Here is an 18331-nt window from a genome sequence, read left to right as displayed (position 1 = left end):
CCTGCTGAAACCGGCACTGGCGCGTGGCGAACTGCGCACCATCGCGGCCACCACCTGGTCGGAATACAAACAGTATTTTGAACGCGACGCCGCACTGGAGCGCCGCTTCCAGATGGTCAAAGTGGACGAGCCAGATGATGACACCGCCTGCCTGATGCTGCGTGGCCTGAAAGAACGCTACGCCACCCATCACGGCGTGCACATTCTGGATTCCGCCATCACCGCTGCCGTCACCTTATCCCGCCGCTTCCTGACCGGCCGCCAACTGCCGGACAAAGCCGTTGACCTGCTCGACACTGCCGGTGCCCGCGTGCGTATGAGCATCGATACCCTGCCAGAAGCGCTGATGGAGATTAACGCCGAGCTGGCCGCGCTGGCGATGGAGCAACAGGCTATCGAACAGGATTTACTTCTGCTGCCGGGCGTTGTTGCCACGCGCTTACCTGAAATTGATAAACGCTGCGCAGAACTGGTGGTTGGACAGCAACAGCTTGAACAGCAATATACAGAAGAGAAACGTCTCACCACCCTGATTATCGACGCACGTCAGAATATCGCCAACGCGGCACATCTGGCCATGTTGCAGGCAGAACTTAGCCAGATCCAGGGCAATGCGCCGCTGCTGTCGCTGGATGTTGATGTGCGCACGGTGGCAACGGTTATCGCCGACTGGACCGGTGTGCCGCTGAGCAGCCTGTTGAAAGACGAACAGACCGATTTATTGCAACTGGAAAACCATCTCGCCACCCGCGTGGTCGGTCAGGATGCAGCGCTGGTTGATATGGCACAACGTCTGCGCGTCGCCAAAACTGGCCTGACGTCCGAAAATGGCCCGTTGGGGGTATTTCTGTTAGTGGGGCCGAGCGGGGTGGGCAAAACCGAAACTGCGTTGGCGCTGGCCGACACCCTGTTCGGCGGCGAGAAATCGCTGATCACCATCAACATGTCCGAATATCAGGAAGCACACACCGTCTCCCAGCTCAAAGGCTCACCGCCGGGCTATGTCGGTTACGGTCAGGGCGGCATTCTGACCGAGGCGGTGCGCAAGCGCCCGTACAGCGTGGTGCTGCTGGATGAAGTGGAGAAGGCCCACCGCGATGTGCTGAACCTGTTCTATCAGGTGTTTGACCGGGGCATCATGCGCGATGGCGAAGGGCGCGAAATTGATTTTCGGAACACAGTAATCCTGATGACCGCCAATCTGGGCAGTGATCATCTGATGCAGTTGCTGGACGAGCAGCCGGACGCCACCCACAGCGATTTGCACGAGCTGCTGCGCCCGATGCTGCGCGACCACTTCCAACCTGCACTATTGGCCCGCTTCCAAACGCTGATTTACCGCCCACTGGATGCCCCCGCGCTGCGCATAATCGTTGAAATGAAACTGGCACAGGTCGCCCAACGCCTGAACAAACATTACGGCCTGCACTGCACTATTGAAGAAAGCCTCTACGACCAACTGGTCGCCGCCTGCCTGCTGCCGGACACTGGCGCGCGCAACATCGATAGCCTGCTCAATCAGCAGATTTTACCGGTGCTGAGCCAACAACTGCTGAGTCGCATGAGCGAGCAACAGCGTACCACCTCGCTGACGCTGGGCTGGGATGAAGCCGACGGCATTACCCTTGAGTTTGCAGGAAGCGAAAAATGAATACCTCTCTCCCGACTATTCGGTTTGACCATAGCCACCACAAACTGGTGGTGCGCGACAGCACCGCCGCCGTTGATGTGCTGGGCTTTGAAGGCCACGAAAGCCTGAGCCAGCCGTTTTGTTACGACATCCAATTCACCAGCGCCGACAAGGCGATAGACCCGGCCACCATGTTGATGCAGGACGCATCACTGACATTGGCGGCCCCGGTGGCTGAAGCCTTTGGTGTGACGGTTCAGCAGACCCAACGGGTGATCCACGGGGTGGTGACCGGGTTTAAACGTCTGTCGGCCTCGAAAGAGGAATGCCGCTACGAACTGAGCCTGCAACCGCGCCTGGCCTTGCTGTCGCGCAGCCATCAGAACGGGATATATCAGGACATGTCGGTGCCGCAGATTGTGGAAAAAATTCTGCGTGAGCGCCATGACATGCGCGGTCAGGATTTTGTCTTCACCCTGGCCCGCGAGTACCCGCGCCGCGAGCAGGTGATGCAGTACGGCGAAGATGACCTGACCTTTATCCGCCGCCTGCTGGCGGAAGTGGGGATCTGGTTTCGTTTTACCGCCGATCCCAAACTCAATCTTGATGTGGTGGAGTTTTACGACGACCAGCGCTTTTACCCGTTAGGGCTGACGCTACAGGCAGTGCCCCCTTCGGGCCTGCACGACAGCGGGACGGAGTCGGTCTGGGACTTGTCCAGCGCCCATCAGGTGGTTGAAAAATCGGTCAGCACCGGTGATTACAACTACCGCACCGCCACTGCCGATATGACCGCCGGGGCAGACATCACTCGGGGTGATACCACCACCTACGGCGAAGCTTATCATTACGCCGATAACTACCTGATCGTAGGCAGCGAAGGGCGCGAGCCGGAAAGTGAAAGCGGGGCCTTTTATGCCCGCCTGCGCCATGAACGTTACCTCAATAATCAGGCGCGCTTCGCCGGGGTGGCCAATGCGGCGACACTGGGGCCGGGTCAGGAACTGAAAGTCACCGGAAACGACGTGCCGGTACAGTTTGGTAAAGGGGTGATAATCACCTGCATCACCAGCCACGCCCGTCGCGACCGCAGCTATGAAGTGCATTTTGAGGCCATTCCTTACTCCGAAGAGTATTGCTTCCGCCCGGCGCTGATCCGCAAGCCGATCATGGCCGGGACCTTGCCCGCACGGGTCACCAGCACCACCGCGAATGACACCTACGGCCACATCGACAAAGATGGCCGCTACCGTGTCAATCTGATGTTCGACCGTAACACCTGGGAGCAAGGCTACGAAAGCCTGTGGGTCCGTCAGGCCCGCCCATATGCAGGTGACACCTACGGCCTGCACCTGCCGTTGTTGGCGGGTACCGAAGTGGCGATTGCGTTTGAAGACGGCAACCCGGACCGGCCGTATATCGCCTATGTGCTGCACGACTCGGCGCATGGCGACCACGTCACCATCAGCAACTACAAACGCAACGTACTGCGCACCCCGTCGAACAACAAACTGCGACTTGAGGATGAACGGGGCAAAGAGCACATCAAGCTCAGCACCGAATACGGCGGCAAAAGCCAACTGAATCTGGGGCATTTGGTCGATAACGAGAAACAGCCTCGGGGTGAAGGTTTTGAGCTGCGCACCGACAGTTTTGGTGCATTGCGGGCAGAAAAAGGCCTCTTTATCACTGCCGACGGACAGGCCAAGGCTCAGGGGCAGGTGCTGGAGATGGCGGCCGCGTTAGAGACGCTGCAACAGGCTCAGGGGCTGGCAAAATCGCTCAGTGACGCGGTTAAAACAGCACAGGCAGAGCTGGCGCAAATAGACGCTCAAAAATCGCTGCTGGAGTCCTCGTTAAAAGATTTGCAGCAATCAGTGTTGCTGATGAGTGCGCCGGACGGGATCGCGCAGGTCTCCCCACAAAATATTCAAATCAGTACTGGCAGTAATTTTATTCAGACCTCGGCTGAAAACAGCGATTTCAGTGTGTTCAAAAAATTCACCGTGGCGGCGGGTGAAATCATCAGTCTGTTTGCCAAAACACTGGGTATCAAAATTTTTGCCAATAAAGGCAACGTGGAGATACAGGCTCAGGGTGATGCGATGGCACTCACCTCACTGAAAGACATGAAAATCATCAGTAAAGAGGATGAGGTTTACATTCAGGCCGGTAAGAAAATCACGCTGGCCTGTGGGCAAACTGCACTGGTGATTGACGGCTCAGGGGTCACCATTATGACCCCCGGTGAAGTGAATATTAAATGTGCCAGCTTTAGCCAGCAAGGGGCGCAGAGCTACCAGGTGACACCACCGACACTGCCGCCGGGCGCAACCTGTGTTGAGCAGGCTAAGTAATGGAGAACGTCATGACTGATCATTCAGAACAACCTATACATCCGGAAAATACCGTGGTGGACATGTTGAATCAGCATCGGGATGAGTATCGTTACTTATTACTGGATCCGTTGAAAACAGTTTCCAGCGTTAACCCATTACATCTGCTTAACCTGCAACAGAGGCTTGGAGACAGTGCTATCCACCCTGTCTTGCGTAGCGATCTGGCTTATTCGCCATCGTACTGCCCCCAATTGGTGCTACTGGCCTCTCCCAGTGAACGTTGTGAATTTCCGTGGTTAGTGGCCTCGCAGGCATACGCCCGCGGTGAAGTACTGCATGAAAAACGTTATGTATGTGCCTGGCTGAGCAGCCCGATGCCGCCAGAGCAATTGGCGACAGCACTGGCAAATCAATGTGATCAACTGAGTGAAAATGCATTTACGGCATTGTTTGAACCCCTGTGCTTTGAGTTATTACAGGCCATGACCCAGCGCGATGGTCTGGCCGGGAACCTCTGGCCGGTAAGCCACTGGTGGTACATGACAATAGCGGGTGACATTGCTTGTCAAACGGGCAGTGCCACGGAAGAAAAATGGCGGATGAACTGGGGCGCTGAACGCGCACTGCGGGATAGACGTGCCCTCTGGCAACTTCTTCTGGCCTGGCAACAGGTTCGTCCGATATTACCCACGGATGCGGTCATCCAGGCGGAGGCTGCATCAGCAAAAGCAGCGCAGACCGGTCTTGCTGACCGGGATGACCGCAATTTTCTGGCGCTGAACTTCCTGACAGTCGCCGTTGATATTGAGCAGCATCCTGCGGTTCAGGCCGTATTACAACAGGCTCTTGCTAACCCCACTCAGCGTTTTATACAACTTCTTCTGACATTACCGGAAACCGCCTGGCAGACGCTTGAAGGCCAGATAATGCCGCACCAGAACACCGATAAAGGAATAGACCTCCATGGGACTTAAAGACCAGCTTCGCCAGAATGCCGCTGCCAGCCAGCAGGCGACGTGCACACCGTCAGGGTGTAAAGCCTGTCAGCGCCAGGGGCTACCGATATTCCCGCTGCGTGTGGCGGCGGTACCGAAAGCGTTGGTGAGTTCTGGCTGGCAACCGACGGTGCCGCAGCAGGATATTGAACTGACCGGTGGTGAATTTAAATACGCACTGCGCACCCTGCGCATGGGGTATTTGTATGTGTTGCTGGATAAAACCATCTGGCAGGGGTATCAGGTGACAGCCGAAGGGTATCTGCGGCAGTTCAACCCGCTGGCGATGCCGGAAGGCGAAACAGTCGAGCCGCTGAGCACCGCGTGTCTGACGCACGGGCACGATATCGCCGCCAGTTTTATCAACATAGATGACACAAAATATACGTTGGCCTGGCTGGCGTTCAGCAGCGATCCGTGGAGCGAAACGGTACTGGCGGAGTATAAAAGCGGTCAACGCCCGGCGAGCCGCTTTACCAAAATTACGCTGTCGAACGGACAGATATCTGGGGGAAACGGAGTCTGTACCCCGCTGGACTCTTCTTTATCGACGTTCAAATCCAACGTGGCGGAGTTTGCGACTAACCTCTTTACCAACATTGCGCAGGTCGGCGACGAGAGAACCGGTGGTGCGCATGGTTTTTATCCCCGCATGGTGAAAGAGAAACAAAACGCCATGAGCAGTTATGTTTCCCGGCTCGGGCAGGAATATCATTGCACGGTGATGGCCGTTGCCGTGGACGATGCGGTTGGCGTAGTTCAGGAACTGAATATTGGACGTATGCAGATTGCTGAAGCATGTCAGGTTTATATTGAGCAGCCTGAAGTTTGCCATAAACACATGATTTCAGAGGCCATCACCCAGTATCTCGGTAAAATAAAAGAAGATATAGCGAAAGAGAGCGCCCCCTACTACAAGATGACTGGCCCCGCACTAGGGGGGGCGGTTCCCGAGTATGTTTCCGCTGAAAAGGTGGCTGAGAATACCTTCGCTGTACAGTATGCGCGCCTGGTGAACAGTTATGACGAACCGGCACGGGCCGCCTTTGCCGCCGAGTTTGAGCAACGCTTTACAACCCCAGAAAGGCAGCTCACGGCCATCGATAAGGATCTGGCAGCCTGGTACCAGGTTGAGTGCTGGCTAAATATCATTACCTACGATTATGCGCCAGCCACCTGTGCGGCAAGCTGGGCGGCACAGATGTTAACGGTTGCGGCTTGTGTTCAGGGTGGGGTAATGGGCAAGGAGACGAAGGACGTCTGGGCCTTGTGGCTACAAAAGGCCGACTCTCCTGCGTATCTGGGTTTTACAGGGATGAAAACGTCCTTGCTGGAGACGGTTTTCAGTGGTGGCAACGTTTTCGGTAACCTCAAAACGGCGGCAACATCGGATGAATTCGGTAACTACCTGAAAAATGCTGCCATCCAGCAGGGCTGGGCGAGCCGGATACTGGCAGTGACCGGCTCGGTGAGCCAATTGGGGAAAACCGTGGCCGCAGAAACCCGCAAACGCTATATGGCGATGATGCAGGGCGCGATGCTGACGGCCGGTGAGTCTACAGTAGTCTTGGAATATGAAACGACCCTTCGGAACTTGAAGAAAAACCTCAGAAATAACGCGGAGCTCCACCAGTCTCTGGCCAAAAATAATGCTTCTTTTGAAAAGTCCGGCCGTAGGGGCGGCAGCGCGGCGGTGGTGGATGAGATTATGGGGATGCGGGGTAAAGCGTTGGACACCCCTATCAAAGTACAACTCAGTGTGCCGGGTACGCTGGAGCAGATACAGACGTCGGTGCCGAACATCAAGGTTACTGAAAAACCGTTCAGTAACCCGGCGATGGTGAAGGATCTCGATGACTTGTTTATCTCAGATTTGTCGCTGCAGGGAAAAGGTATCAAAGGGCCGGTCCTGAAGGCGAGCTATGCGCAGATGGCAAAATGGAATGAACGTGGTCGGCGTCTTATCAGCGGCGACGGTGCTGGTCTGATACTGGGAGCGGGGTTAATGGCCTTGCAGTTAGAGGACTGGAACGCCAAAGCGGACAGCCTGAAATACTCCGTGGGCACTGACGAGGATGCCCTCGCAGATTATGCCATTAACCGCCTTCTGGTGGTGGCAGGGATGGCTGAAATTGCCGGATTCGCATCCAAGCTGGCGGTGAAGCAAAACTGGATAGTGCTGACGAAAGCACAGCAAGTACCAACGCTGGTCAGGTTTGGTGCCGTGTTGGGGGGAATCGCTGGGGTGGTGGATGGCATTAGGCAATGGGTGCATGCATCGGAGGCATTTGACGCAGGTGATAAAATGGCTGGTGGATTTTATGCTGCATCAGGAGTGACATTAATTTTAGGTGGGTTGGTGAGTGGCTATTATGGACTAAGCGGAGTTTTTGCCCTAACCAGTGAAGCTGGGCTTTTAGGGCTAGGGCCAGCCGGATGGGCGGCACTACTTATTATTATGGGAGTCATACTGGCCTATGAGGCTTCTGAACTCAGAAGTACGGCGTTTGAACTCTGGTTGCGGCGCAGCTGCTTTGGTATACCGAACGAGAGCATTAACAGCTACCCGGTCTGGCATGCCAGCAGCCTGACTGACCTGTCTGAGGCAGTGGTAGAGTATCGCGCGGTGGTCAGCGGCATGCTGGCGGATGTGGCCTTTGCCTCTCGGCTTGACGTTCTTACCGGTAACCCAACCATTCAGTCCGTTGCTTATCGCCGAGTAGACTTCAGGGTGAGTATGCCGGGATGGGAGGACGCTGCGAGTGGGTGGTCAATATCCTTAATCCGTAACAGTGACGGTGCGGTACTGTTCTCCCAATCACATAGTGCCCCCGGCCTTAACGATCATGATCAGCACGTAGAGCCTTCGGGTTATTACAAATATCTGTGGAGTACAGATGACGTGAAGGATGAGAAGGGGAAGGATACAGGATTAAAAATTCTGAATCTGGTGGTCAGTATCTGGGCAGAGCAGAGCCGCACGCCCAACGTCACCCTGGAAGCTAACTACTGGCCAGATAAAACTGACACGAATATTACACTGGGCCTGAAGCTCAGCGCAGAGCAGGACTAAAGAACATGGGTAAGCTTAAGAGACGTCAACAAAAACAACCTCAGCAGATACTTCCCCGGCTAATTCCTCCGGTTAAGAGCTGGAGTGAGGATTTACCGGACTTGGCAGAGCAGCAGCAGGCTCCTCCACAACTTATTAGGGTAAATGAGATTAATGATATCTGGATGGAGATCCCACGTTATGTAAATCATGGATGGTTCGGGTTATGGTTTATGGCATTTTTTGCTTTGTTTTCCTTTTGCTTTTGTCTCCTATTTTCTCCTAGTCTCACTGCTAGTATGTTTTCTGGAGTATCGGTATTTATTTTTTCCTGTTTACTGCTTATCCCGTTTGTTTCACTCATTGTATTTTTTTTCAAATCGATTTTATTTGAACCCCGAGGCGCGCCGGTACGCTTTAACCGCAAGCGCCAGAAAGTGTATGTCTACGAATATCAGCGTAGTAGTTGGAACCCTTGGTCACGCTGGTACCCTGTGATTAAAGTCTTTGACTGGGCAGATATTCATGCTGAGCGGGTTCTTATGGCCGGACACGCTGATTGGGGGCACCGCATTTACTGTGGTGTTTGCAAACCAGGGACTTATGAAGTCGTAGACAGATTTGTCCTGACCTGGTCCGTGGGCAGTATTTATGACGCTTACGGCTTATGGAGCCACTGCTGCCACTATATGCAGGCCAAACCCGTACCGACCGCGCCTCTGTTGACAGACGTTCCCCTGAACTGGACACCCTTTAAAACCGTTCGCTGGCCTGAAGCCTTGGACAAAGAATCCACTACCGCACCGGATTAAAGATTGCTTGCATGGAAAAGTAATTAATAAAAAGGCTAATGACTCAGCCTAACGCCTGCTTTGCCAGATAACGCCGCAACAGAACACCGATAAAGGAATAGACCTCCATGGGACTTAAAGACCAGCTTCGCCAGAATGCCGCCGCCAGCCAGCAGGCGACGTGCACACCATCAGGGTGTAAAGCCTGTCAGCGCCAGGGGTTACCGATATTTCCGCTGCGTGTGGCGGCGGTACCGAAAGCGTTGGTGAGCTCTGGCTGGCAACCGACGGTACCGCAGCAGGATATTGAACTGACTGGCGGTGAATTTAAATATGCGCTGCGCACCCTGCGCATGGGGTATCTGTATGTGTTGCTGGATAACAGCATCTGGCAGGGATATCAGGTGACAGCAGAAGGGTATCTACGGCAGTTCAACCCGCTGGCAATGCCGGAAGGCGAGACGGTAGCGCCGCTGAGTACCGCGTGTCTGACACACGGGCACGATATCGCCGCCAGTTTTATCAACATAGATGACACAAAATATACGTTGGCGTGGCTGGCGTTTAGCAGTGACCCGTGGAGCGAAACGGTACTGGCGGAGTATAAAAGCGGTCAACGCCCGGCGAGCCGCTTCACTCAAATTGTGCTGTCAGAACTGAAAGCCAGTCCGGCCAGCGTACCCGAAGCACTGGCGCTGAACCCTTCGCTCTCTGCGCTGAAGTCCCATGTGGCGGAGTTTGCGACTAATCTCTTCTCGAATGCCGAGAAAGTGGCGGGTGAGCCGCTGGGCGGAGCGCATGGTTTTTACCCACGTCTGAAAAGTGAAATGGCACTGGGGCTGCGTATTGCCCAGTTGGGCGCGCAATATCGCTGCCAAATAGCGGCGCTGGCACTGGATGACACGGTCGGCGTGGTGCAGGAGCTGAATAACAGCCGTATGCAGATTGCGGAAGCGCGACAGGTGTATAGCCAACAACCCAAAATGTTGCATAAAAATACGATTTCTCAGGCGATTGAACAGTATCTTACGCATTTGAAAACGGCTGTAGAAGACAGCAGCCAACCACGCTATGAAAAAGCCGGGAGTTATCCCGTTTGGGGTGGCACAGTCATCCCTAAAGAACAGGTAGCGGAGGAAAGCTGGGCTGAACAGTACGCCCGCCTGCTAAAAAGTTATAACGAGCCGGTGCGTGCTGCTTTTGCCAAAAAATATGAAGCTCAAATGAACGGTTATCAGCAGCGGATTGAGGCCATCGGCCGTGACCTGGCTGGCTGGTATCTGGCGCGCAAATGGCTGGATACCATCAAAAACGATTATGCCCCGGAAGGGCGTCCTTCCTGCTGGGCTGCCCAATTTAATACTCTGACGGCCTGCCTTCAGGGCGGTTCGATGGACACGCAGATGGACGCGGTCTGGCAAGAGTGGCTGAAACAGCCCGATTCCCCCGCCTATGCCGGGCTTTTGGCCGATCAATCGTCCCTTTTGGCGAACGTATTCGATGGCAGCAATGGCTATTCTTATCTGAAAACCGGACTGGGCTCTGATGAGATGAGTCGCTATCTGGAATCCCCCGGGGTGCAGAACGCCATATCCACCCGTCTGGCGGCCTTAAGCGGGGCGGCCAGTAGAGTTATGTCAACACTGGATGAGGCCGCGCAAGCCGGTTATACCCGGATGATGCAAGGGAGCATTTACGCGACCACCGGGCAGCAAATAACCTTGTTTAAAGTGACGACCACCGTGGAGAAATTTCAACAATACGTCCGGGCGGCGTCATGGTTACCCCCTTCAGTGGCAGAGAATCATGCGACATTTGGGGGCATATACAGCCGGGGTACACAGGCAGTGAACACTTCGGCAGCCGGGGCGATGATGGAGATAACCGACCCGGTTTTACTGAGGAAAAGCATGACGGCGTATATCAGCAGCCCCGTGTCGCTGGAGGAACTGAAAGCCACGCTGAAAAGTGCCGGGACCAACCCGGAGGCGATAGTACGCACCCCGCTAAAAAACCCTAATCTGCTGAACCATTTTTCTGACCTGAGAATTGCCTCAACATCACTGCGTGCTGATGCCGGGAGTGTGGTGACCCCCTTGAATATGCCAGAGACGGACGAGGTGCTTAAAGAGCGTACCCGTCGTTATGCCAGCGGCAATGGGCTGGGGATGGTGCTGTCTGCCGGTATGATGTGGCTCCAGTTGCGGGACTGGAATGAGAATGCAAAAAATCTGGAGAAAGCCATTGGTAATGATACCGATGCCAGTCTGAAGTATTACATCAACCGTTTGATGGTGCTCAGTGCCGCCACCGAGATCGCAGGCTTTAGTCGGATGCTGACGATCAAAAATAACTGGGACGTCTTGCCCAAACACTTTGTTCATCCGTTGATCCGGACGGGCGGTGTGATAGCCGGTGTGGCGGCGGTTGTGGATGGGGTGAGAATGGGGATGTTGGGGTGGGAGGCATATAAGGAAGGAGATAAAGAAGCTGGGTCGTTATACTATAAATCAGCCATTTTTACTGCTTTGGGTGGGTTTATTAGTGGTGGAGGGGCATATTTAGGTATATTCACTTTGCTTGGTCCTGCTGGTATTGGGGCGCTATTAATATTAACTGGCGCTATGCTTGCCTTTGAGGCCAGCCAGCTTAGAAGTACGCCGTTTGAAGTCTGGTTGCGCCGCAGTTGTTTTGGGATCCCACATGACAACGATGTGGTGTGGCATGAGGACAGCTTGCAGGATTTAAATGCCTCACTGACCGCTTTTAATGCCATTGTGAATGGTATGGCGGTTGAGGTGGGTTATGAAGGGTTGTCTGAATTACAGGGTATCCGCTATACCAAACTGGAGTTGCGGCTGAGCCTGCCGGGGTGTAAAGAGACGACATCAGCCTGGGAACTGCGCCTGACCGGTGGGGAGGCAAATACAGTACTGCTTGCCGAAACACATAATGTACCGGGAAAACTGGACCACAGGCTGGCGGCTCCAACGTCAGAATATTATTCCGGGCGTTATAAACGGGCCGCTGAAGGCAATAATCTGGAGATCAGGGCTGAGGTCTGGGTTAATGAGAGTCGCTATGGCAAAGCAACACTGGATGTCAATTACTGGCCGGATAAAACCGACCCGCAGTATCAACTGGCTCTGGTTGTGAATGCTGAGAAATAAGGGAATATCATTGTGAATAAGAAAAACAGTCAACCGCCAAGGGAAAGTATGCAGGAAATGCACGCAGGGTACTTAAAAGAAAGGGATCCCAATATTTCCAGGCTAGTGCCTCAAGTAAAGTACTGGGAGGAAGATTTACCTGAGCAGGATGAAGAACAACTGACAGCCCCGCGACTAATCCGCGTTAATGAAATCAATGACACGTGGATGGAAATTCCACGCTATGAAAATATTGTGTGGTCTGGGATGTGGGTAATTTCATTTAGTAGTGCAATATTTTTTAGCTTAAATTATTTTTTCTTTCAATTACCAGGTTTTTTTACTGAAACTACACTTGAGGATAAAATTGAGATACTAATTCTAAATTTCTTATTTATCTCATTGTGTTTATTTTTCTTTCGAATGGCAATGTTTGTCCCCCGAGGCACCCCGGTTCGCTTTAACCGCCAGCGCCAGAAAGTGTATGTTTACGAACATCAGCGCAGTAACTGGAACCCATGGTCACGCTGGCCGACAGTGATTAAGGTCTTCGACTGGGCGGATATTCACGGTGAAATGGTGCGTCAGGTTGGGCGTTACGACTCAGGGCACCGCCTGTCCTGCGCGGTCTGCAAACCGGGTACCTATGAGGTGGTGGACCGTTTTATCCTCAGTTGGACGGAAGGTGATAGCCGGGTGATCCGCGGTTTATGGAGCCACTGCTGCCAGTATATGCAGGGCAAAACGGTACCCGAAACACCGCTGTTGACCCGAAAGCCCTGGAGCTGGTGCCCAATAAATACTATTCGCTGGCCGGAAGATATTGAGCGGGGATCCACTACCGCACCGGATGCGTAATCTGGTGTAACCCGCGACTTCTACACTGAATGTTACCAAGCCTCTGCATTATTTATTGTTTTATGGCAACACTTGGTGACATCACCTAATTATCTACATTTTTATCACACTGTATGCGCAGAGGCTTCAGGCTAAATACGTCATGACAGAATGCTCCCCTCTTCGTTATTTTATATTTGAGTCCTCTCCATGCCCGTAAAATTAACCACCATTCCCGGCCCGTCTTTACGTCCTTCGCCGCCCACGCCATTACGCTGGCTAATTGTACTGCTGGGGGTTATTGCCGCAGGAATATTACTGATGCGTTTTCTGGGGAAACTGCTGGGCAATACCGCGTTCTGGTGGTTCGCCATCGGTATCCCGGTGGTTTTCTGGGTGGTTCTGATGGGCTTTCGTCTGGCGATTTATCTGATGCAGCAAATCCAGGCCAATGCCTGGGATTCACGGCGTGAGCAGGTCATATTGCAGGAAGTTCGCCGGGGGCGTCGGGCGTTACAAATTCTGGCGGCTAAATGCAGTACGGCGCATGACTCTGACCTGCAATTTACCGGGATAGCCGACGCGTTACTGCGTAATGACAATAAAATTATTCCCCAGACCGCCTGGAATGGTGGGAGCAGTGTCCGGCACAGTCGGTTGCCGGCCACTGAAGGTCTGTCCCCGGAGGCACACCTCTCTGCCACGTTTTCTGCTCTGCTGGACAATCTGACGGACCCCTTGTCCCGGTTTCCCCCTGACAATGCAGTTGCTATTTTGTTGGAGTCGTCCTCTTCGGTGCCCAACCCGCGGGTGCAGGCACTCTGGCAGCAGGCCTGGCGGGAGAGCGGTATTGGTCAGCCGACCACATTGTTATCAGGCTACGGGTTGAGTGTTATCGACCACTGGCTTGATCACCGTATTAACGATAATGCGCTGTTGTTGGTCGTTGCCGTGCAGATAGCCCCTGAACAACCCGACATGACCGGAGAGGCCGTGGTGGGGTTGCTATTGGCAAACCGCCTGACGCAGAAAGTGCTTACCCCGCTGGCGTTGTTACACCGCCCGGAATGCGCCCTCCCGCAGCAAGAGACCTTGCAGGCGGGGGTGTTACAGGCAGCTGACTGGGTGCCGTTACCCCCGGATGCCCTACAACATCTCTGGTTGGCCGGGTTATCCGCAGGGAGTGAGGGGTATCGCAGTGCCATCGGTGTCCAGGGCAAAGCACCACTGGCCCGCATCACACCCGGCCCGGATGTGCATAATTTTAATGAATTTTTAGGGTGTCCTGGATGTGCAGCTCCGTGGCTGGCGATAGCCGCCGCCGCGCAGGCCATCGGTCATTCCCCAACACCGCATATGATCCTCAGTAGTGAACAAGGCAGTGACACTGTCTGGAGTACCGTCGTATCCCCGAATGCTTCCCGCAAGGAGAATGAAACGTGAAGCGCATTGCCTTACCGATTAAAAAGCCAGAAGTTTGGTTCTGGATTGTTGCCCTGTTATTTTTGCTGGCGGGTGCCGTGTTGTGCTGGCTGGTCTGGCAACACCCCGAACGGGTGGGGCTAATTCCGGGGACACCGCAACGTGACCGTTGGCTGACGGGACTGGTGGTGGGGACGGGGATCCTGACCCTGTGTGCATTACTGTCGTATGTGGGGACCCGGTTATCCGGCAGAAAGCACTTCGATGAGCTACGGCAGCAGGCACAGGGCGATGATGCGCCATTGCCGGAAGAAAACGCGAAAGCGGGAGAGACTCAGCAGGGTGAGCCGTCCCGTCTAAAAACCCGTCTGCGCCGCCGTTACGGTCTGTTCTGGCGCTACAAAGTTCGGTTGCTGATGGTGGTGGGTGAACCTGATGAAATTACCGCACTGGCCCCGCAACTGGCGGAGCAGGGCTGGCTGGAAGGGCAGCGCACGGTGCTTATTCACGGCGGCAGCGTACAAAATTTGGCTGATGAAGCCGGGCTGAGTGCGTGGCGCAAACTGCGCCGTGGCCGCCCGTTTGATGGCATTGTCTGGGCGATAACCGCCGCGCAAAGTAGTCATCCACAGTGGATGGATAACGGCCTGCGAACGCTGGAAAAAATGGGCGCAACCTTGCGCTATCAACCGCCGGTGTATCTGTGGCAGGTTTGCGGCAGCGGCTGGCCTCAGGATACGCGGGTGGAGCAACCGGTTGGGGTGGTGTTCCCAGCGAAGGCCACGCCAGAGCAGGTTGAGCTTCAACTACGTGCCCTGTTGCCCCAACTACGTGAGCAGGGGATGCAGCAGCTTTCGGTCGAGCCACACCATGATTTTCTGTTGCGTCTGGCGCAGTCGCTGGAGCAGGGCGATGCGGCCCGCTGGCGGCAGCGTCTGACGCCGTGGTTTACCGAGTATGCCGCGCGTATTCCTCTGCGTGGGCTGATGTTCAGTTTGCCCGATACCTCTGCATCGGCGGCGCGCGTGCACGAGAAAAGCTGGACTGCCCCCGACCGCTGGCAGGGGGTGCTGGATGACTGCCGTTCTGCCCGTGGACGCCGTGTCGGGCTGCCGTGGGAGCAGACACTGTGTTACAGCCTGCTGGCACTGATGGTGCTGTGGGGCGTGGGCAGTGTGGTGTCATTTGCGGTCAACCGCCACCAGATGGTCTCTGCCGCACAACAGGCGCAGCAACTGGCGCAGTCGCAAGCGGTCTCTGACCAGCAACTGATGGCCCTACAAGCCCTGCGCAATGATATTGGGCGCTTACAATCTCGCGTGGCGCAAGGCGCGCCGTGGTATCAGCGTTTTGGTCTGGACCATAATGCGCCGCTGCTTGAGGTCCTGATGCCGTGGTATGGTCAGGCCAACAACCGCATTCTTAGGGATGCCACCGCACAGAGCCTACATCAGAAACTCAGCGAACTGGCAGAACTGCCCGCCAACAGCCCGCAACGTGCGGCACGGGCAAAAACAGGCTATGACCAGTTAAAGGCCTATCTGATGATGTCACGTCCGGAAAAAGCCGATGCTGCCTTTTATGCACAAGTGATGCAGACCACTGAACCGGCGCGTGCCGGTGTCTCGCCTGGGCTGTGGCAGAGTCTGGCGCCCGACTTATGGCAATTTTATGCGCAAAACCTGCCTGCCCAGCCGGACTGGAAAATTAAACCGGATACCGGGTTGGTAAGCCAGGTACGGCAGGTGTTGCTGGGGCAGATTGGTCAGCGTAATGCAGAAAGTACCCTGTATGAAAACATGCTGCTGTCGGTGCGTCGCAACTATGCCGACATGACGCTGATGGACATGACCGGCGATACCGATGCCCAGCGTCTGTTTCAGACCTCGGAGTCCGTGCCCGGCATGTTCACCCGCAAAGCCTGGGATGAGCAAATCCAGCAGGCGATAGATAAAACAGTGGCCTCCCGTCGCGAAGAAATTGACTGGGTATTGAGTGATAACCGCCGGGCGATATCTGAAGAGATCTCACCGGAGGCACTGAAAAAACGGCTGACCGAACGTTATTTCACCGATTTTGCCGGCAGTTGGCTGAGTTTCCTCAACAGTTTGTACTGGAATGAGGCGCATAACCTGTCGGATGTGATTGACCAACTGACGCTGATGAGTGATGTGCGCCAGTCGCCGCTGATTGCGCTGATGAACACGCTAGCGTGGCAAGGGCAGACCGGGCAGCAGAATCAGGCGTTATCGGATTCGCTGGTGAAGTCTGCTAAGGCACTGATGAATAAAGACCAGACCCCAGCCATTGACCAGAGTGCCGATGGGCCAGTAGGGCCGCTGGACGAGACCTTTGGCCCGCTGCTGGCACTGATGGGCAAAGGTGATGCGCAAAACAGGATGTCGTCGGACAGCTCGCTGAGTCTGCAAACGTTACTCACCCGCGTGACCCGGGTGCGGCTTAAACTCCAGCAGGTGGTTAATGCTTCAGATCCGCAGGAGATGACACAGGTGCTGGCCCAGACCGTTTTCCAGGGGAAAAGTGTCGACCTGACGGACACGCAGGAGTACGGCAGCCTGATTGCCGCCAGTCTGGGAGAGGAATGGAGCAGCTTTGGGCAGACGATGTTTGTTCAGCCGCTGACGCAGGCGTGGGAAACCGTGCTGCAACCTTCGTCGGCCAGCCTCAACGACCAGTGGAAAAACGCGGTGGTGGCCAATTGGAAATCGGCCTTTGATGGCCGCTACCCGTTTGCCGCCAGTAAAAGCGATGCCTCACTGCCGATGCTGGCGGAGTTTATCCGCAAGGACAGCGGGCGCATCGACAGCTTCCTGACCCGTGAACTGGGCGGCGTGCTGCATAAAGAAGGGACGCGCTGGGTACCGAGTAAGGTGAACAGCCAGGGGCTAACCTTTAATCCGGCCTTCCTGGCGGCGATTAATCAGTTGGGCCAAATCTCCGATATTTTGTTCACTGACGGCAGTCAGGGGTTGCGCTTTGAGTTGCTGGCCCGTCCGGTGCCGAACGTGGTGGAAACGAATCTGGCGATTGACGGGCAGAAATTGCATTATTTCAATCAGATGGAAAGCTGGCAGAGTTTCCGCTGGCCGGGTGAAACCTACAAACCCGGCACCCTGCTGACCTGGACCGGTGTGAGTTCTGGTGCTCGTTTGTACGGCGATTATCAGGGAACATGGGGACTGATCCGCTGGCTGGAACAGGCAAAACAGAAAAAGCTGGATGAAGGGCGCTATCAACTGACCTTTACCACCGCAGATAATCAATCACTGCAATGGATATTGCGCACCGAGCTGGGCAAAGGCCCGTTAGGCCTGTTGCAACTGCGTAACTTCACCCTGCCGGCGCAAATTTTTTTGATACAGAACACGCCGCCCGCGGTCGCTGACATGGCAGACGATGAAGACATGGCAGAAGACTGATGTCCGCTGTCATCCCCGATATTGACCCACAGGAGCCGTTATGGCGACGTTAAATACCCTGATCACCGCCTGTGCTGCCGCCCCTGAGTCACTGTTAGTGCAGGCAGAACAACAGGTTGCGCTCTGGGAACGCTGGTTGCAGCCAGTGACGACTGACCAGCACAGCGGAGAAGATCTCAGTTACAATGACGACTTCCAGCAGATGCGTGAAGAGGTCAATAAACTCTCAGGTGCTGATACTACGTTAGCCAGCGAGCTGGCAGAAAAACTGTTCACTCTGCACGGCAAAGATGTGCGGGTGGCCACCTATTACATCTGGGCGCGTTTACACCGTGACGGCGAGGCTGGGTTGGCCGATGGGCTGGCGTTGCTGGCCGGGCTAATCAGCCGCTTTGGTGAAACCCTGTATCCACTGCGCGCCGCCAGCCGAAAAACCGCGCTGGAATGGCTATCGAGTTCTCGCGTGTTGGACAGTTTGTCGCTCTATCCTGAAGTGGATAATGCGGATTTTGAGCGCATCGTTGGCGCACTGGCATTAATCGAACAGGGACTCAGCAACTGGGATGATGCCTCCCGGCCGCAGTTTGGCGGGTTATATGCGGCATTGGAGCATCGTTTGGCGCAGTCCGGTGGCCCGAATGCGGTAGTGCCACAAAACAGCAGCGGGCCATCAGCG

The 18331-nt window shown here is 54.9% G+C and carries 10 protein-coding genes; all 10 read left to right on the top strand.

Features of this window, described 5'->3' with window-relative positions:
* Window positions 1-1651 (top strand): AAA family ATPase (locus tag AEP37_RS20460; RefSeq protein ID WP_049615079.1); only part of this gene is annotated, 1651 nt, incomplete at its 5' end.
* Entirely contained in the window at window positions 1648-3987 is a 2340-nt protein-coding gene (vgrG, locus tag AEP37_RS20455; RefSeq protein ID WP_049615078.1) for a type VI secretion system tip protein VgrG, read from the top strand. The genes AEP37_RS20460 and vgrG, both read left to right, overlap by 4 nt.
* 11 nt (window positions 3988-3998) lie before the next feature.
* Window positions 3999-4943, top strand: a complete 945-nt coding sequence (locus AEP37_RS20450; protein ID WP_049615077.1) for a hypothetical protein — start codon at window positions 3999-4001, stop codon at window positions 4941-4943.
* On the top strand, window positions 4933-8037 hold the full coding sequence (locus AEP37_RS20445; RefSeq protein WP_042592752.1) for a T6SS effector BTH_I2691 family protein: 3105 nt from the start codon (window positions 4933-4935) through the stop codon (window positions 8035-8037). The genes AEP37_RS20450 and AEP37_RS20445 overlap by 11 nt, the downstream gene beginning before the upstream one ends.
* A gap of 5 nt (window positions 8038-8042) precedes the next feature.
* Complete coding sequence (locus AEP37_RS20440) at window positions 8043-8828, top strand: DUF6708 domain-containing protein (protein ID WP_042592753.1); 786 nt, start codon at window positions 8043-8045, stop codon at window positions 8826-8828.
* Between the two features lie 107 nt (window positions 8829-8935).
* Entirely contained in the window at window positions 8936-11977 is a 3042-nt protein-coding gene (locus AEP37_RS20435) for a T6SS effector BTH_I2691 family protein (protein WP_042592754.1), read from the top strand.
* 48 nt (window positions 11978-12025) lie between these two features.
* Window positions 12026-12814: a DUF6708 domain-containing protein gene (locus AEP37_RS27770; protein WP_042592755.1), complete on the top strand. Its 789-nt coding sequence runs from the start codon at window positions 12026-12028 to the stop codon at window positions 12812-12814.
* A 189-nt stretch (window positions 12815-13003) separates the two neighbouring features.
* Window positions 13004-14236 (top strand): hypothetical protein, encoded by a 1233-nt coding sequence (locus tag AEP37_RS20425; RefSeq protein ID WP_042592756.1) that lies wholly within the window; start codon window positions 13004-13006, stop codon window positions 14234-14236.
* Window positions 14233-17655, top strand: coding sequence for an ImcF-related family protein (locus AEP37_RS20420; RefSeq protein ID WP_049615076.1), 3423 nt, complete (start codon window positions 14233-14235; stop codon window positions 17653-17655). Before AEP37_RS20425 ends, AEP37_RS20420 begins: the two co-directional genes overlap by 4 nt.
* Before the next feature lie 40 nt (window positions 17656-17695).
* Window positions 17696-18331, top strand: a 636-nt coding sequence (locus AEP37_RS20415) for a type VI secretion system protein TssA (RefSeq protein ID WP_049615075.1), incomplete at its 3' end; no start/stop codon positions are given.

Origin of the sequence: Yersinia pekkanenii (assembly GCF_001152565.1) — a bacterium.
In the GTDB taxonomy this organism is placed as follows: domain Bacteria; phylum Pseudomonadota; class Gammaproteobacteria; order Enterobacterales; family Enterobacteriaceae; genus Yersinia; species Yersinia pekkanenii.
Note: the sequence above shows the minus strand (reverse complement) of the source record. Positions and strands in the feature narration are given on the sequence as shown.

Excerpts from the sequence above, each read along its gene's own strand:
- vgrG (WP_049615078.1), top strand. The coding sequence starts at position 1,648 with ATGAATACCTCTCTCCCGACTATTCGGTTTGACCATAGCCACCACAAA.
- AEP37_RS20445 (WP_042592752.1), top strand. The coding sequence starts at position 4,933 with ATGGGACTTAAAGACCAGCTTCGCCAGAATGCCGCTGCCAGCCAGCAG.
- AEP37_RS27770 (WP_042592755.1), top strand. The coding sequence starts at position 12,026 with ATGCAGGAAATGCACGCAGGGTACTTAAAAGAAAGGGATCCCAATATT.
- AEP37_RS20425 (WP_042592756.1), top strand. The coding sequence starts at position 13,004 with ATGCCCGTAAAATTAACCACCATTCCCGGCCCGTCTTTACGTCCTTCG.
- AEP37_RS20435 (WP_042592754.1), top strand. The coding sequence starts at position 8,936 with ATGGGACTTAAAGACCAGCTTCGCCAGAATGCCGCCGCCAGCCAGCAG.
- AEP37_RS20450 (WP_049615077.1), top strand. The coding sequence starts at position 3,999 with ATGACTGATCATTCAGAACAACCTATACATCCGGAAAATACCGTGGTG.
- AEP37_RS20440 (WP_042592753.1), top strand. The coding sequence starts at position 8,043 with ATGGGTAAGCTTAAGAGACGTCAACAAAAACAACCTCAGCAGATACTT.